General features: G+C 36.8%; 17 protein-coding genes. 6 read left to right on the top strand and 11 right to left on the bottom strand.

The genetic code is table 11. The annotated features are described in order from the left end of the window. Positions 1–46 precede the first annotated feature (46 nt). Together CA834_RS14140 and lon are read right to left on the bottom strand one after the other, a co-directional pair. Positions 47–778, bottom strand: coding sequence for a LysM peptidoglycan-binding domain-containing protein (locus CA834_RS14140; RefSeq protein ID WP_094969372.1), 732 nt, complete (start codon positions 776–778; stop codon positions 47–49). Next, a complete protein-coding gene (gene lon / locus CA834_RS14135) occupies positions 762–3,215 on the bottom strand; it encodes an endopeptidase La (RefSeq protein ID WP_094969390.1) in 2,454 nt (817 codons plus the stop codon). Before lon ends, CA834_RS14140 begins: the two co-directional genes overlap by 17 nt. 228 nt (positions 3,216–3,443) lie before the next feature. On the opposite strand from lon, the gene CA834_RS14130 reads away from it, so the two are divergent. Genes CA834_RS14130 through CA834_RS14115 form a run of 4 tightly spaced genes read left to right on the top strand, consistent with a single transcriptional unit; the run spans position 3,444 to position 6,383 of the window. Further along, positions 3,444–4,004: an RNA polymerase sigma factor gene (locus CA834_RS14130; RefSeq protein WP_094969371.1), complete on the top strand. Its 561-nt coding sequence runs from the start codon at positions 3,444–3,446 to the stop codon at positions 4,002–4,004. Positions 4,005–4,008: 4 nt separating this feature from the next. Next, positions 4,009–4,572 carry a hypothetical protein gene (locus CA834_RS14125; protein WP_094969370.1) on the top strand — a complete coding sequence of 188 codons (564 nt, stop codon included), beginning with the start codon at positions 4,009–4,011 and terminating at the stop codon, positions 4,570–4,572. Continuing rightward, a complete protein-coding gene (locus CA834_RS14120; protein WP_094969369.1) occupies positions 4,550–5,632 on the top strand; it encodes a hypothetical protein in 1,083 nt (360 codons plus the stop codon). The genes CA834_RS14125 and CA834_RS14120 overlap by 23 nt, the downstream gene beginning before the upstream one ends. A gap of 25 nt (positions 5,633–5,657) precedes the next feature. Beyond that, positions 5,658–6,383 (top strand): head GIN domain-containing protein, encoded by a 726-nt coding sequence (locus tag CA834_RS14115; protein ID WP_094969368.1) that lies wholly within the window; start codon positions 5,658–5,660, stop codon positions 6,381–6,383. A 45-nt stretch (positions 6,384–6,428) separates the two neighbouring features. On the opposite strand, the gene CA834_RS14110 is transcribed toward CA834_RS14115, so the two are convergent. The 8 genes from CA834_RS14110 to glgA form a co-directional block, all read right to left on the bottom strand. Further along, the gene (locus CA834_RS14110) at positions 6,429–7,730 is read right to left on the bottom strand and encodes an MFS transporter (RefSeq protein WP_094969367.1); all 1,302 of its coding nucleotides are present in this window, start codon (positions 7,728–7,730) and stop codon (positions 6,429–6,431) included. Between the two features lie 64 nt (positions 7,731–7,794). Then, the gene (locus CA834_RS14105) at positions 7,795–8,622 is read right to left on the bottom strand and encodes a M48 family metallopeptidase (protein ID WP_094969366.1); all 828 of its coding nucleotides are present in this window, start codon (positions 8,620–8,622) and stop codon (positions 7,795–7,797) included. A gap of 79 nt (positions 8,623–8,701) precedes the next feature. Continuing rightward, positions 8,702–11,110 (bottom strand): glycoside hydrolase family 31 protein, encoded by a 2,409-nt coding sequence (locus tag CA834_RS14100; RefSeq protein ID WP_094969365.1) that lies wholly within the window; start codon positions 11,108–11,110, stop codon positions 8,702–8,704. Positions 11,111–11,254: 144 nt separating this feature from the next. Beyond that, positions 11,255–13,162, bottom strand: a complete 1,908-nt coding sequence (gene glgB / locus CA834_RS14095) for a 1,4-alpha-glucan branching protein GlgB (RefSeq protein WP_094969364.1) — start codon at positions 13,160–13,162, stop codon at positions 11,255–11,257. Between the two features lie 5 nt (positions 13,163–13,167). Then, complete coding sequence (locus tag CA834_RS14090) at positions 13,168–14,799, bottom strand: trehalose synthase (protein ID WP_094969363.1); 1,632 nt, start codon at positions 14,797–14,799, stop codon at positions 13,168–13,170. Positions 14,800–14,801: 2 nt separating this feature from the next. Next, positions 14,802–16,736, bottom strand: coding sequence for an alpha-1,4-glucan--maltose-1-phosphate maltosyltransferase (locus CA834_RS14085; RefSeq protein ID WP_094969362.1), 1,935 nt, complete (start codon positions 16,734–16,736; stop codon positions 14,802–14,804). A gap of 129 nt (positions 16,737–16,865) precedes the next feature. Next, a complete protein-coding gene (locus CA834_RS14080; RefSeq protein ID WP_094969361.1) occupies positions 16,866–18,131 on the bottom strand; it encodes a glucose-1-phosphate adenylyltransferase in 1,266 nt (421 codons plus the stop codon). Continuing rightward, a complete protein-coding gene (gene glgA / locus CA834_RS14075) occupies positions 18,124–19,338 on the bottom strand; it encodes a glycogen synthase (RefSeq protein ID WP_094969360.1) in 1,215 nt (404 codons plus the stop codon). Before glgA ends, CA834_RS14080 begins: the two co-directional genes overlap by 8 nt. A 157-nt stretch (positions 19,339–19,495) precedes the next feature. Here glgA and msrB point away from each other — a divergent pair, with 157 nt between their 5' ends. Together msrB and lpdA are read left to right on the top strand one after the other, a co-directional pair. Further along, the gene (gene msrB / locus CA834_RS14070; protein ID WP_094969359.1) at positions 19,496–19,975 is read left to right on the top strand and encodes a peptide-methionine (R)-S-oxide reductase MsrB; all 480 of its coding nucleotides are present in this window, start codon (positions 19,496–19,498) and stop codon (positions 19,973–19,975) included. Positions 19,976–20,384: 409 nt separating this feature from the next. Beyond that, positions 20,385–21,761, top strand: coding sequence for a dihydrolipoyl dehydrogenase (gene lpdA, locus CA834_RS14065; protein WP_094969358.1), 1,377 nt, complete (start codon positions 20,385–20,387; stop codon positions 21,759–21,761). 129 nt (positions 21,762–21,890) lie between these two features. Here lpdA and CA834_RS14060 read toward each other — a convergent pair whose 3' ends face one another. Continuing rightward, complete coding sequence (locus CA834_RS14060; RefSeq protein ID WP_094969357.1) at positions 21,891–23,165, bottom strand: serine hydroxymethyltransferase; 1,275 nt, start codon at positions 23,163–23,165, stop codon at positions 21,891–21,893. Positions 23,166–23,276: the final 111 nt, after the last annotated feature.

Genomic DNA, 23,276 nt, shown 5'->3' with positions numbered 1-23,276 from the left:
CTTAAAACGATGATATGATTTTTTTATTTTTTCAACCTTCCCAATTCTATTTTAAACGAAGTTTTTGGCCTATTACTATTTGATTATCAACCAAGTTATTTAGTTGTTTTAAAGCCTTAACAGAAATGCCATATTTCTTGGCAATACTATACAGGGTATCTCCACTTTTTACTATTATTGAATCTAGATTTGAATGATCAGGCTCATTATTTAAGTTTCTAACTTTTAGCCTCTGACCGATTTTGACTAAATCTGATTGTAAGTTATTTAGATTTTTTAATTCAGTAACCGTAAGATTATATTGATTTGATATACTATAGAGAGTTTCTCCCTTTTGAACCACATGAAAATCAGCGGTTACTTCACTATTGGATTCATCCTGTTGGTTCTCCTTATCAAACGTATCTATACTCGAAACTTTAAGCCTTTGCCCTTCATTGACTATGGTGGTCTCCAGGTTATTCAGTTGCTTAAGCGTATTCAAAGGCACTTTATATTTATTGGAAATATCTAACAATGTTTCCCCCTTTTGGACTATGTGAATACCTATCGGTATTGAATCTTTAACCGCAGTAGGTTTAGGTATTTGTTTTAAATTTAAGGAATCATCACGAATAGTGTCTTCAACCAAGGTAATCTCTCCTGTAACGGTATTGAGTATTGCGGGTTTACCATTCAATAAAACATTCTTAAATTTGGTTTTATCCTGGGCAAAGCCCGTGGTAATAAAACCAGTTATAAAAAATATTGCTATTAAAAGACTATAGTTTCTTAGCATTCTTAACTTTTTGATTGGTAATGGCAATATCCAAAACCTCGCTCATATCCTTTACATAATGGAATGTAAGTCCTTTGAGGTACTCTGGCTTAATTTCATCAATATCGCGCTTATTATCCTCACAAAGCAAGATCTCCTTTATTCTCGCACGTTTAGCGGCAAGAATTTTTTCTTTAATACCTCCAACCGGAAGAACCTTACCCCTTAAGGTGATTTCCCCAGTCATAGCTAAACTCTTTTTTACTTTACGTTGTGTGAATAAAGATACTAAAGATGTCAACATTGTAACACCAGCACTTGGACCGTCCTTGGGTGTTGCGCCTTCTGGCACATGAATGTGTACATTGTATTTCTCTAACACCTCTGGGTCTATGTTAAATTTATCTGCATGCGCCTTTATATATTCCATAGCTATGGTTGCAGATTCCTTCATGACTTTACCTAAATTTCCCGTAATGGTAAGGTTCCCTTTTCCTTTTGATAGAATTGATTCTATAAACAAAATATCACCACCAACCTTGGTCCAGGCCAATCCAGTGACTACACCTGCAACATTATTATTTTCATATTTATCGCGTTCTAGTCTTGGACTTCCCAAAACATCGACAATTGTATCATTAGTTACTTTAATTTTATATTCTTCGTCCATGGCAATATTCTTTGCAGCATACCTTACCATCTTAGCGATTTGCTTTTCTAAACCTCTAACGCCAGACTCCCTTGTATAGCCTTCAACAATTTTTTCTAGCTGTGGCTTACCAATTTTTAAAGCCGATGAATCTAAACCGTGTTCCTTTAATTGTTTTGGTAGCAGGTGACGCTTTGCTATTTCTACTTTTTCCTCTATGGTGTAACCGGTTACATGAATAATTTCCATGCGGTCCAATAAAGGAGGCTGAATGGTATTAAGACTATTAGAGGTAGCAATAAACATGACCTTAGATAAATCAAATCCCATTTCGAGGAAATTATCATAAAAGGCATTATTTTGCTCAGGGTCGAGAACTTCTAACATGGCCGATGACGGATCACCTTGATGCCCTGCCGACAACTTATCTATCTCATCAAGAACAAAAACTGGGTTAGATGTTCCTGCCTTTTTTAAACTTTGGATAATTCGACCCGGCATAGCACCAATATAGGTTTTTCTGTGACCACGTATTTCAGCCTCATCTCGTAAACCACCCAGCGAAATCCTAACATATTCCCTACCTAAGGCCTCAGCAATAGACTTTCCCAAAGAGGTTTTACCTACTCCCGGAGGACCGTATAGACATAAAATAGGCGACTTCATATCGTTGCGCAATTTTAAAACCGCTAAATATTCGATAATACGCTTCTTTACATCATCAAGTCCAAAGTGGTCTCTATCTAGAATCTTTTTGGCCCGTTTTAGGTCAAAATTGTCTTTACTAAATTCATTCCAAGGCAAATCCAAGAAAAGATCTAAATAATTACGCTGAATCGAATATTCAGCTACTTGAGGATTCATGCGCTGCATTTTGGCTAATTCCTTTTCAAAATGGATTTTTACCTTGTCGTCCCATTTTTTGCTTTTTGCACGCTTCCGCATCTCCTCAACTTCCTCACCGTAAGCAACGCCTCCACCCAACTCTTCTTGAATAGTTTTTAATTGTTGGTGCAAAAAATACTCGCGCTGCTGTTGGTTCATATCGCTTTGAACCTTACTCTGAATATCATTTTTCAATTCCAGTTTTTGATATTCGAGATTCATGTATTTTAAGGTCTGAAGGGCACGCTCCTTCAAATCATTTATCTTAAGCAGCTCTTGTTTCTCTAACACTTTAAGATTCATGTTAGACGATACAAAGTTGACTAAAAAGGAACTGCTTTCAATGTTCTTAATGGCAAAGGTCGCCTCAGTAGGAATATTTGGACTTTCCTTTATTATTTCCAGCGACAAATCCTTAATAGACTCAATAATAGCCTTGAATTCCTCATTATCCCTATCTGGCTTTTGTTCAGGTAAATCCGAAATTACCGCTCTCAGATACGGCTTTTCGGAAATCATCTCCTTAATCTTAAAACGTTTTTTACCTTGAATAATAACCGTTGTATTGCCATCAGGCATTTTTAAAACCTTCAGTATTCTTGCAACCGTACCTGTTTTGTAAATATCCTTTGCTTCGGGATTTTCTACAGCTTCATCTTTTTGCGCAACAACACCGATGACTTTGCCATCACTATTAGCATCGTTGATTAATTTTATTGAAGTATCACGGCCGGCCGTTATAGGTATCACTACACCAGGAAAAAGAACCGTATTTCTGAGTGGTAATATGGGTAAGGATTCTGGTAAGGATTCATTATTAATTTGCTCTTCATCTTCAGGAGTCATTAAAGGAATTAATTCTGAATTTTCATCAAAATCCTGTAATGACAAACTGTCAAGTCTTAAAAAATTAGATTTCTTCATATTATTTTTAAGCCATTCTGTCATTTTTAATCAAAGAATAGCAATGTTTTAAATGTATTAATTTTTAATTTTATATTGAATATCAATAACTTATAATATATCCAATCTTATTAACACTCACTTAAATTCAATTCCCATGCCACTATTCTTAAAAAAAGAAATTCTTTTTTTTAAGAAAGTGTAACAAAGCATTAAAGATGACATCATTATAACAAAGCAATTGTTTTTTTGACACTAACCAATCAAAATATTGAACAGTTACTATCGCTTTGCCAAGAAGGCAACCAGCACGCGCAGATGGAAGTCTATAATAGGTACAACAAAGCGATGTACAATACCGCTGTAAGAATTTTAAAGGATTCTTTTTGGGCGGAGGATGTGATGCAAGAGTCGTTTTTAATAGCGTTCACAAAAATCAATACACTTGATGATCTAAAATCATTTGGTGCCTGGCTGAAGCGAATAGTTGTTAACAACAGTATTGCGGAATACAACAAAACCCAAAAGTTAAATGAGGTGCCACTTGAGGGAATCATGTATAAAGTTGCTGATAATGACGGACTGTCTCATGAGAGTCAAAACAAAAAGGAGGTAAAATGTATTATCGAAGCAATGAAAACGTTAAAGCCGAATTATAATACTGGTTTAACCCTTCACCTTATAGAAGGTTATGACTATGATGAAATTTGTCAAATTATGAATATCTCTTACGGTAATTGTAGAACAATGATATCACGTGCAAAAGAAAGTTTACGGAAAAAACTAAAGTTAACAGTCAACAAAAATTAACCCTATGCAAAACGATAGATTAACAGAACTGTTTGATAGCCTTAACGGGAAATTTGATATTGAAGTACCGCCAACAGGACATGAGTCAAGGTTTTTAGACAAGCTCAAGTCCCAGCAGGAAGCGACTGATTTAAATGTAGATAAGGGCGTTTCAAGTTGGAAGCAGCTTCTAGCCATTGCTGCTACAATAGTTATTAGCTTTAGTGTGTTTATTATAGTTCAAAATCAATCGGGCACTTTAGATCTTGCAAGCGTATCACCTGAGTTATCCGAGACACAAGATTTCTTTACGGTTACGCTTACAACGGAATTAAAAAAATTAAATAATGAACGCTCACCTTTAACTAACCAAATTATCAATGATGCTTTAGAACAAATTAAAATTTTAGAAGATGAGTATAAACAGTTAAAAATAGACTTAACCGAAAGTGGAAAGGACCAACGCGTTATTCATGCTATGATTTCCAACTTTCAGAATAGAATAGAAATTTTAAATACCGTTCTTGAACAAATAGAAAATGTTAAACACTTAAAAATCAAAAACAATGAATTCAAAAATACAATATAGTATCGTCGCACTGCTCTTATTCATACCGTTTGTTTTATTGGCAAGCCCTGAGTTTACAATTGCTAAAGCAACAAAAGAAAAAACCATAAACAAATCATTCACGGTGTCCTCTGATGCTACGCTCAAAATAGAAAACAGCTATGGAAACCTTGACATAGTGACCTGGAATGAAAATCGTATAGATTTCAATATCGTAATAAAAGTGACTGGTGGTAATCCAGATAAGGTACAAAATCGTCTGGACGACATTACTGTTGACTTTTCCGATAACGGAAATATAATTTCTGCAATCACAAAATTTGGAAAAAGAGAAAAGTCCTGGTGGAATTGGGGCAATAGCAATAAGTTGAAAATAGAAATTCATTATCGTGTGAAATTGCCGATATCCAACAACGTTGACCTGAGTAACGACTATGGTTTCATAAATTTGGGAAAACTAGAAGGACGTGCAAAAATTAGCTGTGATTATGGAAAAATAACAACTCAAGAACTCATGGCAGACAATAATGAATTGAGTTTTGATTACAGTAATAATTGCTATTTTGAATATATCAAAAGCGGTAAAATAAATGCGGATTACAGTGGATTTACCCTAGCAAAAACCAAGAATCTAGAGCTTAATGCAGATTACTCTAAATCCATTGTAGAAGCTTCAGAAAATGTCACTTATAATTGTGATTATGGCTCCTTGAAAGTTGATAACACCAACACTCTAGATGGCAACGGAGACTATTTAACATTACGAATTCAAAATGTTTATAAGAGTGTCCTTATCAAAGCAGACTATGGGTCAATTAAAATTGACCGTTTGGCATCTAATGCGAGAAATCTAGATATTAATTCAGAATTTACCGGCATAACTATTGGTCTGGACCCTAGCTTTAATTTTGATTTTGATATTGATCTTCAATATGCCTCATTAAGTCATACGGATAAGTTTAACTTTACTAATAAACAGATAGAGCGTTCAGATAAAAAATATGAGGGTTATCACGGGTCACAAAATTCAGGAAATCTAGTTAAAATAAAAGCTGAATACGGCAGCTTAACTTTTAAATAAAAAATAATCTTATAACTAATAACAGATGAAACTTTTAAAATCAATCATGGTATTTGCACTTGTTCTAAGCACCTCTATATCATGTGCACAATGGGGAAAAGGCAAAAAAATTAAAGGTAATGGCGACATCACCACAATAACGAGATCTACAGGGTCCTATGACGGTATTAAAGCTTCCGGATTTATGAACATTAACCTCGTTGAAGGAGCAGAAGGTAAAATTACCTTAGAAGGTGAGTCTAACTTGCTAGACTATATTGAAACTCATATTAAAAACAATTACCTCATCATAAAGGTGAAGGATGGCTTTAATCTGAAAACCAGCCGAACGCTTAGCATAACTGTACCCTATGAGGATATTGAACTAGTGGCCTTATCTGGTTCTGGTGATGTAAATAATTCCGGTACCATTAGCTCTAATATGCTGGAAATTTCATTAGCTGGATCTGGCGACATGAATCTAAATATTGAATCCCAAAGCCTTGAAAGTAATATTTCAGGATCAGGGGATATTAGATTAAGTGGCTCAACTACAGTGTTAAATGTTAAGGTTGCTGGCTCTGGAGATTTTGATGGAAGAAAATTAAAAAGTAGCGACGTAGATGTAAGTGTAGCAGGTTCTGGCAACGCAAGTGTAGTATGTAATGGTAACCTCAAAGCGAGGGTGTCTGGGTCGGGTGATATTACATATAAAGGTTCACCCAAAACCAAGGACACTAAGGTCTCGGGATCGGGAAGCATATCACAATAGTCTTATTTTCATCAATCAGAAAAAGCCGCAATTATGCGGCTTTTTTCATCCTTTTATACGTTCCTTCGGGACCCTATACAATAAAATAACTCCTACAAAAAAGAAGATGACTAAAAATAGAATAGAGTTTCTCATACTTCCTGTAATTTGATCAATAAAGCCATAAATAAGCATGCCAATAACAATACCAATTTTTTCTGCAACATCATAAAAACTAAAATAAGACGTAGTATCCTCCGTTTCGGGCAAAAACTTGGAATAGGTTGATCTTGCCAAAGATTGAATACCGCCCATAACCAATCCTACTAAACTGGCCGCTATATAAAATTGAACTGGACTCTTCATGAAGAAGGCATATACGCACAAGGACATCCAGATAACATTGACGAAAATAAGTGTTTTAATATTACCAAATTTTGAAGACGCCCGAGATGTTAAAATAGCTCCAATAATGGCGACAAGCTGAATAACCAAAATACTCGTTATCAATCCTGTTGTTTTAGCCTCACTACTACCCCATTTTATTTCCTCCTCTCCAAAATATACCGCGACCAGCATAATGGTCTGAACAGCCATACTGAAGACAAAAAAAGCATATAGGTAACGTTGTAGCCTTAAGTCTTGCTTCAACTGAATCCAAACACCTTTAAGCTCCTTAAAACCGTTGAATAAAATGTGTCTGGTCAGTTTATTGCCAGACGACCTACCTTTAGGTAAAACTATAAATGTGTATTGGCTGAAGAGTGCCCACCAAAGACCCACAGTAATAAATGAATACCGCATCATCTGAAGTTTATCCCCAGGGTCGTCTTGGCTCATAACCATAGCTAGATTAAGGATCAATAACAAAACACTACCAATGTAACCCATACTAAATCCATTGGCGCTAACACTATCCTGCTGCTCCTTAAACGCAATATCCGGTAAATACGAATTATAAAAAACCAAACTCCCCCAATAGCCTATAAGTCCCATAAAATAGAATAACAGACTCAAATGAATCCTGTCTAAACTAAACCAATACAAGCCTATGCAACCTGCCGAACCGACATAGCAAAAGAATTTCATAAAATTCTTTTTATTCCCTACAAAGTCAGCAATACCAGATAGGATTGGAGACATAACTGCAACGACCATAAAGGTAAACGCCGTAACAAAGGTTATTAATGCGGTACTTTTGAATTCATAGCCAAAAGCAGTAACTATCTTGACTTCTGAAATAAATAGTGCGGAATAAAATATGGGAAATATTGAGGATACTATAGTTAAGGTATAAACGGAGTTTGCCCAATCGTAAAATGCCCAAGCGTTTAAAAGTTTCTTACTTCCTTTCTTTAATTCTCCCATAAAAGTCAACAAAAAAGCTGTTCACAGTTGAACAGCTTCTAAAATAATGAATTAATATTTATCACTAGTTAACAGCTCTAAACGATGTAACCCCAAATTTTTTAGCCTCCTCCTTTGCCTTTGGTGCTAGAGCCTGTAAATTCTGAATTCTTGATTCGTTACTTGGGTGTGTACTAAAAAATTCAGGTGGTGCCTCTCCGCCGCTATTTGCTTTCATGCGCTTCCATAGTTCTGCAGCTTCGTCAGGGTTATAACCTGCAATTGCCATAATATAGGATCCGATTTTATCAGCCTCTGCCTCATGACTTCTACTAAATGGTAAGATTCCTAATACGTTAGAACCAACTCCGTAAGATTGATTAAATATGTTCAATGCTTGCTGATCATTTGCGAACGCCACATTACCAGCAACTGCCAGGCCTTGCTGAATGTAAGCCGCACTCATCCGCTGTTGTCCGTGGTTTGCCAATGCATGCGCTACTTCATGACCCATAATCGCTGCTACACCTGTTTCGTTTTGTGCAATAGGCAGAATTCCTGTATAAAATGCAATCTTTCCTCCTGGCATGCACCAAGCATTAACCTGGTCTGACTCAATAAGTTTATACTCCCACTCATAATCATCTAAATAACCTTGATATCCGTTTGCATTTAACCAGCGTTCTGCAGCTGTTGCAATACGTTGGCCAACACGGGTTATCATTTCGGAATCACTAGTTCCTGTAATAACCTTATTTTCACTTAGTACTTGATTATACTGCGCAAAAGCAGATGGAAACAATTGATCATTAGATACAAATGCCATCGTCTTTTTTCCAGTAAAGGGATTGGTGGCGCAAGACATTACCACGCCAATAGTAAATAAAAAAAGTACTGGTTTCTTTAACTTCATAAGTTCTATTTAATAGTATTTAAAAATACGAAATTGAATTTATAATAAAACCGAAAAGTGATAATTCGTCACTTTAAAACTATAAATTTCCAAGAACATGCAATTCTGAAAAATTCTTGTCGACTTTAATTGTCTGCGTTCCATTTGATTTTAAAAGATCTATAGAAACAATTTCGTTATCAACTTGAATTTCAGTAATTTCAAAAGGTAGACCATGAATCCTGACCTCAAATATATTGTAAGGCGTTATATATTTGCCTTCCTTGTGCTGATTTATAATCAGTTCATTGCTTCTTCCAGTCAAACTAAATGTTCTTAAACTGTAGCGTCCCTTTATATAATCATAGCCATCATTAGCATCACTGAAAAGTTCACTTTTTTCCTTACCATTTTTATAATATACATCTAGTGTGATTTCAGTAATTTCTTTTTCACCTACATATTGCTGAACAGGATATTTTGGAATGACGGCCCCTTCTTTAACAAAAACAGGCATACTATCTATATCAGCGTCTACCCACATTTCCTTACCCCCTTTTACAACTTCATCGGTCCAATAATTATACCAGTTTCCACGAGGTACGTACATGCGCCTACCTTTGGCATTAGCTTCCTGAATTGGACAAACCAAAATCTGTTTTCCAAAAATAAATTCATCTGTTCTGTAATGCGTCTGTACATCCTCCTGATCATAAAGGACCAAGGATTTTAGCAATGGTGTACCATAATCTACATAGTTCCAAAATGCTGTATATAAATAGGGTAACAATTCATAACGAAGCTCAATAAACTTTCTAACTATATCCGTAACATCTTCATCGAAGGACCAAGGTTCTTGATCGCCATGATCACCAGAGGAATGAACTCTAAAGAATGGATGGAAAACACCTAGTTGCACCCACCTTGTAAATAGTTCTCCCGAAGGTTGCTCGGCAAACCCACCAATATCGCTACCTACAAAACCAAAACCAGACATAGACATTCGTTGTGCTTGGATATTAGCTATCCATAAATGTTCCCATGTCGCAACGTTGTCTCCTGTCCACGATGATGTATATCGTTGTGTTCCAGAATAGGCCGCACGTGTAATCACAAAAGGGCGCTTAGGATGAGAATATTTTTTTAACCCTTGATAGGTTGCCCTAGCCATCTGCATACCATAAATATTGTGCGCTTTCCTATGACTGCAAGGATTGCCATCATAATCGTGCCGTACGTCATCTGGAAAGGTTTTGTTTGGCACTTCCATAACAGCTGGCTCGTTCATATCATTCCAGACGCCTTTAATACCAATATCTTCAATAAGTTCTTTAAATAAGCTCGACCACCAATCCCTAACCTCGGGATTGGTAAAATCTGGAAAATAACATTCTCCAGGCCATACTTTCCCTTTCATATAAGCTCCATCTGCTCGCTTACAGAAGTAATCATTTTCAAGACCTTCTTTAAAGACCGCATAGTCTTTATCTATTTTTATACCTGGATCTATAATAGCTACCGTCTTAAAACCATCTTCTGCTAGTTCCTTAACCATTCGTTTGGGATCAGGGAAATACTCCTTATTCCAAGTAAAGCATCTAAACCCATCCATGTAATCTATATCTAAGTAAATCGCATCACAGGGAATTTTTAGTTTCCTAAATGTTGATGTAACTTCCTTAACCTTACTTTCAGGATAATAACTCCATTTACATTGATGAAAACCCAAGGCCCAAAGCGGCGGTAATTGATGTGGTTTACCCGTTAGATCTGTATAACTCTCAACGACATCATTCATTGCCGGACCATAAATAAAATAATAATTCATTTCACCACCTTGGGCCCAAAAACTAACGACATTTCGTCGCTCTTGGGCGAAATCGAAAGAAGAACTAAAAGTATTATCAAAGAAAATACCATAGGCTTTATTGTGATGCAAGCCAGTGTAGAAAGGAATTGTTTTGTAAATAGGATCTGTATCCTTGCCATAAGCATAAGAATCCGTTACCCAATTATTGTATCGTTTGCCTTTAAGGTTTAGATGATTAGGTTTATCTCCGAGGCCATAATAACTCTCTCCGTCATTTGAGATTTTACTCATCTTAACAATGTTACCTCCATACTGATAACTCTCTTCCCAGTGAAAACCAATCTCATCTTGATTTATTAAAAACCCATCTATTGCGTCATAAATTGAAACACGAAGACTTTCCTTGGAGATTTCACAGCGCAATTTTGAGGTGAGCACCTCATAACAGTCCTTTTTGTCATCGATCTCTAACTTGTTATATCCAATACTGGCATATTTAGTAATGGCATATGAAAAATCATTGTCAAAATTACCAACGGTAGTATACCTAAACCTCAATACACTGTCCCTAACGACTGTAAGTTCAAGAATAACATCATTATCTGTATAGAAATAGAGTTTATCAACATCCTTTTGAAAGTTGACTATATTGGACGGAAACTGGTTCCCTTTGCTTTCGAGTTCTGTATTTACAATCATAAAACGATTTTATAAAACCGTGTAAAAAAACGGAAAAATTTGAACTTCTAAAAGGTAGTTGATAGGTATTTTCGATGAGTTACTAACTACAACGTTTTAGTGGATGCCTGAAGATACCTTTCGAAATTAAAACTGCGGCGTAGGTTATGAATATTTAAAAGCAACCATTCCTAGGGGAGGAATGACAACCTCTACAGAATCATCTCGGAACTGCCAGGGCTCATTAGCAGTGCCTTTAGCTTTATTTTTGTAGGTCCCGCTACCAAAATACTTTTTTAAATCGCTGTTGAAAACCTCCTTTAGTTTTCCTTTTCGCGGTACACCCATTCGATAATTTTCGCGAGGAACTGGAGTCATATTGCAGGCAATGATAATATCATCTTTTTTATCATTTCCTTTACGGATATAAACCAAAATCGAATTTTCAGCATCATTGTAGTCAATCCATTCAAATCCTTCGCCTGAGAATTGTTTTTGGTATAACGCAGGTTCGTTTTTATAGAAGGTGTTTAAATCCTTAATAAGCGTTTGTACTCCTTTATGAGGTTGGTATTGTAATAAGTGCCAATCTAAACTTTGCTGAAAATTCCACTCCTCACTCTGACCGAACTCAGCGCCTTGAAATAATAAATTTGTACCTGGATGGGTGAACATATAACTATATAATAACCTGAGGTTTGCAAAGCGTTGCCATTCATCTCCTGGCATTCTGCCTAAAATAGAATGCTTGCCGTAAACTACCTCATCGTGGCTTAAAGGCAACATAAAATTCTCCGTAAAGGCATAGGTCATAGAGAAAGTTAAATCATTTTGGTGATGCTTTCTGTAAATGGGTTCCTTGGAGAAGTACTGTAGGGTGTCATGCATCCATCCCATCATCCATTTCATACCAAAACCCAATCCACCTATAAAGGTTGGCTTGGAAACCATAGGGAATGATGTAGATTCCTCGGCAATAGTCTGAACATCCGGAAATGCACCGTAAACCGCTTCATTCATTTCGCGCATAAATGCAATGGCTTCTAGATTTTCTCTCCCACCAAACATATTGGGTTCCCACGTACCGTCTTCCCTACTGTAATCTAAAAATAACATAGAAGCTACAGCATCTACCCTTAAGCCATCTGCATGATATTGATCAAGCCAAAATAGCGCATTACTTATTAAAAAGGATTTTACCTCATTGCGGCCGTAATTAAAAATTAAGCTTTTCCAATCAGGATGGTATCCCCTTCTTTTGTCTGGATGCTCGTATAAACAAGATCCGTCAAAGAAACCTAAACCATGGGCATCCTCTGGGAAATGGGATGGCACCCAATCTAAAATAATTCCAATATCATTTTGGTGTAGCTTGTCAACCAGTAGTTTAAACTCTTCAGGATAACCAAAACGCGCTGTTGGTGCAAAGTAGCCTGTAATCTGATAACCCCACGATGGATCGTACGGAAATTCCATAATTGGCATTAATTCTACATGTGTAAAATTCATCTCTTTGACATAGCTTACCAAATCATCCGCCAATTCGGTGTACGACAGGAAGCGATTTTCTTCAATCTGTCTTTTCCATGATCCAAGGTGAACTTCATACACCGAAAAAGGAGCATCAAGGGCATTATGCGTTTTGCGGTCCTTCATCCACTTGGTATCCTTCCATTTATAATTATCATCCCAGACTACAGAGGCCGTTTTGGGCGGATGCTCATTTCGGCGTGCATAGGGATCTGCCTTTTCAGTCTTTATATCATTGTTATGGCTTTGTATTTTGTACTTATAAATATTGCCTTTACCAACTTCTGGAATGAAACCTTCCCAAATACCACTTTCGTCCCAACGCACATTGAGCTTGTGATCGCCTTCAATCCAAAAATTAAAATCACCAATCACGGAAACGGCTTTTGCACTAGGGGCCCAAACAGCGAAGTAAGTGCCCTTTACACCATCTACAGTCATAATATGTGACCCAAATTTTTCGTAAAGCCGATAGTGTTTTCCAGATTTAAATAAATCAATGTCAAAATCTGTAAATAAACTGTGTGGAATAACGTCTGCCATAAAATTTAGTGGTTGATAATATTAGAAATTCCCTTTAATGGAATTACGGCCCATCGTGGGCGAGAATTAAGTTCATAGCCTAATTCATAAACTGCTTTTTCTAGCAGGGAGTACTTTAAAAGAAAGATACGTTCCTGCTCATAACCTATATTGATGTTTGCATTTTGAATCTGAACCACATAAGTACCCAGAAACAAGCCTATAAAGTATTGATACAAAACTTCACCAGCTTTAAAAAGGTCGTCCTGACTGTGCTTATATTTTTCGAGATTATTAAAAATCGTGGCGTAAATGGCATAATGAAATGACCTGAATAATCCAGCTACATCCTTTAAAGGTGGTTGTTTTACCTTTCTATCTCGAATGGTACTTTCTGGTTCCCCTTCAAAATCCAAGATGTAGAAATCGTCATCCTTAACCAGAATTTGGCCCAAATGGTAATCCCCATGAACCCTTAGCCTTTCACCTTTCAATTTGGTCCAATCGAAATTGACAAAACGCTTTCGTATATCGTTTTTCTTTTCTAGGAATTCATTAGCCAACTCAAGTGCTAAGCCGTCTAGTTTGTGAAGATTGTTTTCAACAGCGTTTAACCTATTCTGAAATTGATACAAAAGACGATTCTTTAACCAAACTGTGTAATCACCGTTAAAACGCGTTGGGGTAAAGGCCGTATCCTCAAATTCGGAACCTAGGGCTATATGCATTTCTGCTGTTCTCAGGGCTAATTTTTGAATCTTTGTAAAAATACTCAAGCCTACCCAATCAATGATTTGGGGCGGGATATCCCTAATACCCAAACGTTCAAACATCACTGTTTTAGGCAGCTTGTCAATATCTATTTTCTTGTACTCGAGATTGCTAAATACCTTGTGCAATTCCTTGAGCATATAATCCCAAGCATCTCCTTCATTAGGCACCATTTCTTGCATTAAGGCAATGGTTATATTCACATTCTCATGATCTTTTATTTGCATACTTCCTAGGTATGCTGGTGTGTTTTTAAAATCCTTAGTCTCCGATAAAAATCGGCTCATCTCATAATCTGGGTTTCTATCTGCATATATTCTTCTAAAAAACTTCAGTACATACTTTTCATTGTAAACAATAGAGGTATTGCTTTGCTCCAGACCCATAAACCGAGATGATTCGTATTCACAATCCGAGAACAAGATACTTTTATTGTACTGAACCCTTGTTTTGTCTAAGGGCTCGGCGGTAAGAATACGCTCAAAAACCACACGCCTAAAGGCTTCAAGATTAATAGCATCAATAATAAAGCCTTCCTGATTTTGAATACTTATTGGCAAGATACGATCATCGTTTGCAAAATTCTCATCAGAAACAAAAGCTATTGGAATAAAGTAGTGTTGATAAAAGGCCTCTTGAAAATTAACTTCCAAAATAAGGCCATAATACACTTCTTCATTTTTTTGAATCCTAAAGTATTCGGCAAGTTCGATATACTTTAGTTTACTCGACTTTCCGCCATACCAGCGCTGCTTTACGATATACTCTTCGAGAACATCCGATAAAAAAATCTTGACAAAATCCTTATTTTCCATTAACTCTTCCCACCTTACATTGAAATTATATGGTGGTTGAAGTATATTGGATTGGGATTTTTTCTTGGACATCACTATTTATTTATCTTAAAAATATGAAACGGTAATGTAGGGTGCAATTCTATAAAATTCCATTCGTTTTGCCAATTGTAGTTGCTCCCGGTAACAAGGTCACTAACATTTATTTGATGACCCGATTGAACACCTAAGTCTGCCAAAGGTAACTGCACTGTCCCTTGCTGAGCGTAGTGATGTTCTAAACTCACTATGATCAGCAATTCATCTGTTTTAGAATCGTTCCACTTATAATAGGCCATTAAATTATCATTTTCAATATGACAAAACTTTATGTTATTTGTTTGCTGCAAGGCTTCATGTTGGTGACGTATGTGATTGATTCTTGAAATGACCGTTGTCAACTTGTTTTGTTTGAACCAGTCATAATGTTTAACCTCAAATTTTTCAGACATGAAGTATTCTTCTTTTCCAGGTATAGCTTCATCTATCATTTGTTCAAACACAGGCCCATATATCCCAATATTTGAGCTTAAGGTAGCAGCCAAAACATACCTTTGGATATACTTTGATTCATTAGCCCCTTGAAGATCATAAGGATTGATATCCGGTGTATTTGGCCAAAAATTTGGACGCATAAACTCGCGTTGCTCAGTTTGGGTCAATTCGGTCATATACTCCATAAGCTCGTATTTGGAATTTCTCCAGGTAAAATAGGTATAAGACTGCGTGTATCCTTGTTTAGCTAACTGCTGCATTACCTTTGGTTTAGTAAAAGCCTCGGCTAAGAATATGGTGTCAGGATACTTCTTTTTTACCTCTGTGATTATCCAATTCCAGAAGTAAAAAGGTTTGGTATGTGGATTATCTACCCTGAATATCGTAATCCCACAATCTATCCAATACAAAAGGATGTCCAAGCATTCTTTCCAGAGGTTTTTGTAATCTTTCGTCTCCCAATATATGGGTAGTATGTCTTGATATTTTTTAGGTGGGTTTTCAGCATATTGCACCGTCCCATCTGGCCGCCACTTAAACCATTCTGGGTGTTCCTTTACCCATGGGTGATCTGGCGCAGCTTGTAAGGCATAATCCATGGCAATTTCAATACGGTGATCTTTTGCTTTTTTAATAAGCGCCTTGAAGTCTTCAATAGTGCCAAGTTTTGGGTGTATGGCACGATGACCGCCTTCATGAGAGCCTATTGCCCAAGCTGATCCCGAGTCACCTTCTTTGGCTTCTGTCGTATTATTTTTTCCTTTTCGGTTTAAATAGCCAATAGGATGTATTGGCGGAAAGTAAAGTGTATCGAAACCCATTGCAGCGATTCTGGGAAGCAAACGCTCACAATCCTTGAAGTTACCGTGCTGTTCTTCTTCTGCAGTCGACCTTGGAAAGAGCTCATACCATGTGCTAAAAAGTGCCTTCTTTCTATCGACATAAACCCTGTATTCCTTAGATTCGTTGGCTAAATATTTCTCAGGGTATTTTATAAAAATATCATGAAGGGCCTTACTTTTAGCTTCAGAAAGCGCGATTTCATATTTTGATTGGTCCTCGAAACAATCTATACAATAGTGCAAATATTCCTTTTCTTCCTTTGTTCCCTTCTTTAAAAGAGGTTTTAAGTAGAGAATCCCCTCCAGTAATTCTGACTTTACAATTTGACCAGCATCAATTTTACGTTCAATACCGTGTTGCCAATTTAAAGCGTAATCTACCCAACCTTGCACCTTGTAGCTATAAAACCCTTGTTTCTGAACCGAAAAGGATCCCTGCCACTCGTCATTCACAACTAAATGCATTCTAGATTCACTCCATTTTTTCTCTGTTTCGTGCTTAAACAAGACAGAAGCTCCAATAACATCGTGTCCATCTACTAAAACATGAGCATCAATATTAACAATCTCATTGATAGTTCGCTTAATAAAAAAATCGCCACCATTAATTTGAGGCGATACATAGTCTATAACAACACGCTCTTGATTTTGCATATTTGTGAAAAATTAACTTCTACACGTCGAATTTAATAAAAAACGCACATAAAATGAGACCAGAATTTCATTATTACCAAATTATGGCGAACTACAACGTTTGAAACAAATTATATGTTGAAAAGAAGTTTAAATTATAGTTCCTTTTGGTATGGTAGCTCCCTTTTTAACAACAACGATTCCATCCTTTATGCAATAACTGTCCGTTTCAGTATCTTTTAAATGCCTACCACCATTTATTCTCACGTCATCACCGATTCGACAATTTTTATCGATAATGGCATTTTTGATAAAGCACCTTTCCCCAATACCCATAAGTATTTCAATATGTCTTGATTCGATATCCTCTAAGGATTCATAAAGATCAGAACCCATCATATAAGTATTGATTATAGTAGTTTCACGTCCAATTCTAGAGCGGATACCAATGACGGATTTTTCAATCATCGCTGCATGAATGATGCAGCCTTCAGCAATTACCGCTTTATTTAGTGTAGTTCCCGAAATTTTTGATGTAGGAAGAATCCTAGCATTAGTATAAACCCGTTGATTTAAATCGTAAAGGTTAAATTGGGGAATCTCATCCGTTAAGCCCAAATTCGCTTCAAAAAAACTGTCAATATTACCAATGTCGGTCCAATACCCTTCAAAAGGGAAACTTACGGTTTTATATTTGCCAATAGACTGGGGAATTATTTCCTTACCAAAATCATTTGTAGACTTATCATTCATCAAGTCAATAAGCAGTTTTTTGTTAAAGACATAAATACCCATGGACCCTAAATATTCTCTGCCCTGAGCTTTCATGTCGTCACTTACCTCAGATTTCCAGTCTACCAATAAATCTGATGAAGGTTTTTCAATAAATGATGTTATCGCCTTATTTTCATCTGTTTTTAAAATACCGAAAGATGTGGCATCCTTGGCATTGACAGGATAAGTACCTACAGTAATATCAGCTCCTGATTCTATATGTGCATTGAGCATATCATTGTAATCCATTTGATAAAGCTGATCGCCTGAAAGGATTAAGGCATATTCAAAATCGTGTTGCAAAAAGTGATGCATGCTCTGCCTTACAGCATCAGCAGTACCTTGAAACCAATCACCACTTTGAATGGTCTGTTCAGCTGCAAGGACATCTACGAAGGCAGAACTGAAAAAACTAAAATTATAGGTGTTTTTTATGTGCTTGTTCAAGGATGCCGAATTAAATTGTGTCAACACATACATCCGCTTCATCTCTGAATTTATACAATTTGAAATAGGTATATCAACCAACCTGTACTTCCCCGCTATGGGAACTGCTGGTTTAGATCTACTTTCAGTAAGTGGGTAAAGGCGTGAGCCCTGTCCGCCACCTAAAATTATGCTTATAACTTTTTGATTAAACATTGTTATCGATTAAAGATTTGTATAATGATTTCGTTTGTTTGGCAATTGCAGACCAATCAAAATGTGTTTCTACGCGTTTACGTCCATTTTTGGCCATTTTGTCTCTTAAGTCTTTATTATTTACAATGAAATTTATTCCTTCTGCCAAATCTCTAGAGAATTTATCTGGGTCGACGGGCTCGAAAGGGGCCTCAGTTTGCTGTTTAAGAGGAATCAACAAACCTGTTTCATTAGGAACTACCACTTCCTTAATACCGCCAACCGCACTAGCCACAACTGCTGTTTCACAAGCCATGGCCTCAATATTTATAATTCCAAAAGGTTCATAAATTGAGGGACAACAAAACACATCAGCGTGAGAATACAGTTGAATAACATCCTTCTTATCTAGCATTTTGTCTATCCAAAAAATATTATCTCTATACTTTGATGCTTCCTCTACGGCATTTTCCATTTCTTTGGCTATTTCAGGTGTGTCTGGCGCACCTGCACACAAGACAATTTGGGTATCCTTGTCTATATATTTTATGGCATTAACTAAGTGAATAATTCCTTTTTGACGTGTTATGCGCCCAACGAAAAGCACATATGGTTTTGACTTATCAATATGATATGTTTCCAAAACTGAAGTTTCATCTACCATTACATATTCCTTTAGGTCTATACCATTATAAATCACCTCTATTTTATCAGCCTTAACCTCAAAGTATTTCAGCACATCTTGTTTGGTTTCTTCAGAAACAGCTATAATAGCATCAGCCATTTCAATGGCTGTCTTTTCAATCCATGATGAGGTGTCATAGCCTCGGCCCAACTGCTCTCTTTTCCAAGGGCGCAAAGGCTCTAATGAATGTGTAGTGACTACAAGGGGAATACCGTAACACAGTTTGGCAATTACACCAGCAAAATGGGAGTACCAAGTGTGACAATGCACAATATCGGCATTAATCTCATCAATATTCATGTCGAGGTCTACCTGCAATGTTTTAAAAATCATTTTAAGCTTCTCATCTACATCTTCAAATTTCGAATCATACCACGAAAATCCTTTAACTGAAAGATTGCCCTTAGTTTCATTCTGATCACCAAAAGCGCGAACTTCGATATTCATTAATTTAGCGAGTTCTTTTGCCAAATACTCAACGTGCACACCTGCCCCACCATAGACATAAGGTGGAAATTCTCTTGTTAGAAACAATGCTTTCATTTAATAAAAAGTCAGTTTTGAATTAGAAATTGAATTGATTTTCACTACACATTATGAACTATAAATATAAGTCAAAATTGGCTGAAAAACCTATAATATTAGGTTAAAGGATTATTATTTCTGAAAATTGAGATTTACCTTTATCAAAAATGAAAAGATGAGAAAGACTTTTATTATTTTCCTGTTCATATCTATGTACAGCTGTAATGGCTCAGCGCAAAAAAAAGATAAAAAGGAAAATTTTTCCGTAACAAAAACCGAGGCAGAATGGAAGGCAGAGCTAACTCCTGAACAATACTACGTATTGCGAAAGGAAGGAACAGAACGCGCATTTTCGAGTCCCTTAAACAAAAATTATAAAAAAGGGGTTTACCATTGTGCAGCTTGCAACACACCCTTATTTAAAAGCGAGCATAAATTTGATTCGGGAACAGGTTGGCCGAGCTTTGACAGAGCCATTGAGGGTAATGTAGCCTACGCTACCGACTATAAGATTGGTTATGCGCGCTCCGAGGAACATTGCGCCACATGTGGAGGTCATCTAGGCCATGTTTTTAATGATGGACCAAAAGAAACTACTGGCAAAAGACACTGTATTAATGGCGTAGCCTTAAAGTTTGTTCCTGCCAAGGAATGATGATTATTAATTGTCATTTGACTAGAGATAGAGTTCTTTGCCTCATACATTCTAGAAACAAATTTTTATAGGACCTAAATAAGGTTTGTTCCTTTAATTAGAATAAAAGTTAGGCTTACCTTTTAGGAATTCAAAAATCTAAAAGAACAAATTCTGAAGTATGAGATTACCAAGGTAACCAGTAGACCAAAATGCTACAAAACTTTATACTGGTGCAATTTGTATTTCAGAAAATGGATAAGGAAACATAATGCTTGACACAATTGTATACACCTAAAGAAAAGTAATCCAATTCTAATATAGAAGATTTCTTAAAAAAGGTACGACATGACATTTTAAAGAAGACCTTTAATATTACATTTTGGTTTTGTAAATTCGTAGCTTCAAATTTCAACTTAAAATCTCACTCATGAGCAAATATGATATTATCGTTTTAGGAAGTGGTCCAGGAGGCTATGTCACTGCTATTAGAGCTTCTCAATTAGGGTTCAAAACGGCAGTAGTAGAAAAAGAAAGTCTTGGCGGCGTTTGCCTTAATTGGGGCTGTATTCCTACAAAAGCACTCCTAAAATCCGCTCAAGTATTTGAATATTTAAAACATGCCGAAGATTATGGCTTAAAGGTCAAGGATGCTGAACATGATTTTGATGCTGTGGTAAAACGGAGTCGTGGTGTTGCCGACGGAATGAGTAATGGTGTTAAGTTTTTAATGAAGAAAAACAAAATTGATGTCATAGAAGGTTTTGGTAAATTAAAGCCGGGAAAAAAAGTGGAGGTTGATGGAAAGGAATATTCTGCTGACCATCTTATAATTGCAACAGGAGCACGTTCTCGTGAATTACCGAGCCTACCTCAAGATGGTGAAAAAGTCATTGGCTATAGAAAAGCTATGACCTTAGAAAAGCAACCAAAGAAAATGATTGTTGTAGGATCTGGAGCCATAGGTGTTGAGTTTGCTTACTTCTATAATTCAATGGGTACTGAAGTTACTATTGTTGAATATATGCCAAAAATAGTTCCCGTTGAAGATGATGAAGTTTCTAAACAACTAGAGCGCAGTTTCAAGAAATCTGGAATTAAAATCATGACCTCCGCTGAAGTAACTTCTGTTGATACCTCAGGAAAAGGTGTGAAGGCCACTGTAAAGACCAAAAAAGGTGAAGAAGTATTAGAGGCTGATGTTTTATTGTCTGCCGTTGGTATAAAATCTAATATAGAAAATATAGGCCTCGAAGATGTAGGAATTGCGGTTGACAGGGATAAAATCATAGTGAATGATTACTACCAAACTAACATACCAGGATATTACGCCATAGGTGATGTAACGCCAGGACAAGCACTAGCGCACGTAGCCTCAGCCGAAGGTATCTTGTGTGTAGAGAAAATAGCAGGACAACATGTGGAAGCCTTGGATTACGGTAACATTCCAGGTTGTACCTACTGTTCACCAGAAATAGCCAGTGTAGGTTTAACAGAAGCACAAGCTAAAGAGCAGGGCTTAGACGTAAAGATTGGTAAATTCCCGTTTTCTGCATCTGGTAAAGCTAGCGCAGGAGGAAATAAAGATGGCTTTGTAAAAGTAATTTTTGACGCCAAATATGGTGAATGGTTAGGATGTCACATGATTGGCGCAGGTGTAACAGATATGATTGCTGAAGCCGTTTTGGGACGTAAATTAGAGACTACAGGACACGAAGTACTTAAGGCTGTTCACCCTCACCCTACAATGAGTGAAGCTGTAATGGAAGCAGTTGCCGATGCATATGATGAGGTTATTCATTTATAACCAAAAGCCTAGATGAAGGATATACTTTCCTGATGCACTAAATCAATAAACAGTTGATTTAAGATAAATAAGAAGCCCATCACATATAAAGTGATGGGCTTTTTATTTGAAATTCTCCTTTGTTTTAAACTAAGCAACAAAAAGGGGTCTCCCGCTCATTAACGTATTTACTTTTTCAGCAACTCCCTTTAAAACAGTTTCATTCTCATAATTGGTTATGACCTCATCTATCAAATCTACGACATAGGCCATATCATTCTCTCTAAGACCTCTTGTGGTTATAGCAGGCGTACCAACTCTAATACCCGAGGTCACAAAAGGCGATTCCGTATCAAAAGGCACCATGTTTTTGTTCACGGTAATATCTGCTTTAACCAGAGCTTCCTCAGCATCCTTTCCTGTGACGTTCTTGTTCCTTAAATCAATTAACATCATATGGTTATCCGTTCCACCAGAAATTAGATGGTAATCCTTAGCAACAAATGCTTTTGCCATGGCATCCGCATTTTTCTTTACCTGAAGCATGTAATGTAAAAACTCGTCCGTCAAAGCTTCACCAAAAGCAATGGCTTTAGCCGCAATGACATGTTCTAGAGGTCCGCCTTGATTTCCTGGGAATACCCCGGAATCTAATAAACCGGACATTTTACGGAGTTTGCCACTTTTTAAGGTAATACCAAAAGGGTTATCTATATTTTCTCCCATCATAATCATTCCTCCTCTTGGACCACGCAAGGTTTTATGTGTTGTCGTAGTTACGACGTGACAGTGCGGCATCGGATCATTCAGGATGCCCTTGGCAATTAATCCGGATGGATGGGATATATCGGCCAATAAAACAGCACCAACGTTATCAGCTACCTCTCTGAATTTTGCAAAATCCATATCACGCGAGTAAGCTGATGCTCCAGCTATAATTAATTTTGGCTTTTCCTTTTCAGCAACGTCCGATAACATATCATAATCAATATAACCTGTATCCTTTTTAACGCCATAAAATGTTGGACGGTACAAGCGTCCAGAAAAGTTAACTGGAGAACCATGTGTCAAATGGCCTCCATGGGCTAAATCAAATCCTAAAATAGTATCACCTGGCTTTAGACAAGCATGAAACACAGCTGTATTTGCTTGGCTTCCAGAGTGGGGTTGTACATTGGCGTAGGCAGCTCCAAATAAGGATTTTGCTCGTTCAATAGCAACGCGCTCAACCTCATCTACAATTTCACAACCTCCATAATAGCGCTTTCCAGGATACCCCTCCGCATACTTATTGGTCAATACAGAACCTGTTGCTTCCATCACCTGGTCGCTCACAAAATTCTCCGATGCAATAAGCTCTATACCATCTGTCTGGCGTTCTCTTTCAGCTTCAATCAATTCAAAAATCTGTTCATCACGTTGCATAAATAATATCTATTGTTAAATGAAGTCCAAAAATACTAAATACATTAGTTTTACTATCAAAAATTATGTAGGTTTGAATAGAAATTAATGAACATTTAATCAACAAAGGTA

This window comes from Winogradskyella aurantia, assembly GCF_002266855.1.
In the GTDB taxonomy this organism is placed as follows: domain Bacteria; phylum Bacteroidota; class Bacteroidia; order Flavobacteriales; family Flavobacteriaceae; genus Winogradskyella; species Winogradskyella aurantia.
Note: the sequence above shows the minus strand (reverse complement) of the source record. Positions and strands in the feature narration are given on the sequence as shown.

Bases quoted from the DNA above. Each gene is read 5' to 3' on its own strand.
- CA834_RS14140 (WP_094969372.1), bottom strand. From the start codon at position 778: ATGCTAAGAAACTATAGTCTTTTAATAGCAATATTTTTTATAACTGGT.
- lon (WP_094969390.1), bottom strand. From the start codon at position 3,215: ATGAAGAAATCTAATTTTTTAAGACTTGACAGTTTGTCATTACAGGAT.
- CA834_RS14125 (WP_094969370.1), top strand. From the start codon at position 4,009: ATGCAAAACGATAGATTAACAGAACTGTTTGATAGCCTTAACGGGAAA.
- CA834_RS14120 (WP_094969369.1), top strand. From the start codon at position 4,550: ATGAATTCAAAAATACAATATAGTATCGTCGCACTGCTCTTATTCATA.
- CA834_RS14115 (WP_094969368.1), top strand. From the start codon at position 5,658: ATGAAACTTTTAAAATCAATCATGGTATTTGCACTTGTTCTAAGCACC.
- CA834_RS14110 (WP_094969367.1), bottom strand. From the start codon at position 7,730: ATGGGAGAATTAAAGAAAGGAAGTAAGAAACTTTTAAACGCTTGGGCA.
- CA834_RS14105 (WP_094969366.1), bottom strand. From the start codon at position 8,622: ATGAAGTTAAAGAAACCAGTACTTTTTTTATTTACTATTGGCGTGGTA.
- CA834_RS14100 (WP_094969365.1), bottom strand. From the start codon at position 11,110: ATGATTGTAAATACAGAACTCGAAAGCAAAGGGAACCAGTTTCCGTCC.
- glgB (WP_094969364.1), bottom strand. From the start codon at position 13,162: ATGGCAGACGTTATTCCACACAGTTTATTTACAGATTTTGACATTGAT.
- CA834_RS14090 (WP_094969363.1), bottom strand. From the start codon at position 14,799: ATGTCCAAGAAAAAATCCCAATCCAATATACTTCAACCACCATATAAT.
- CA834_RS14085 (WP_094969362.1), bottom strand. From the start codon at position 16,736: ATGCAAAATCAAGAGCGTGTTGTTATAGACTATGTATCGCCTCAAATT.
- CA834_RS14080 (WP_094969361.1), bottom strand. From the start codon at position 18,131: ATGTTTAATCAAAAAGTTATAAGCATAATTTTAGGTGGCGGACAGGGC.
- glgA (WP_094969360.1), bottom strand. From the start codon at position 19,338: ATGAAAGCATTGTTTCTAACAAGAGAATTTCCACCTTATGTCTATGGT.
- msrB (WP_094969359.1), top strand. From the start codon at position 19,496: ATGAGAAAGACTTTTATTATTTTCCTGTTCATATCTATGTACAGCTGT.
- lpdA (WP_094969358.1), top strand. From the start codon at position 20,385: ATGAGCAAATATGATATTATCGTTTTAGGAAGTGGTCCAGGAGGCTAT.
- CA834_RS14060 (WP_094969357.1), bottom strand. From the start codon at position 23,165: ATGCAACGTGATGAACAGATTTTTGAATTGATTGAAGCTGAAAGAGAA.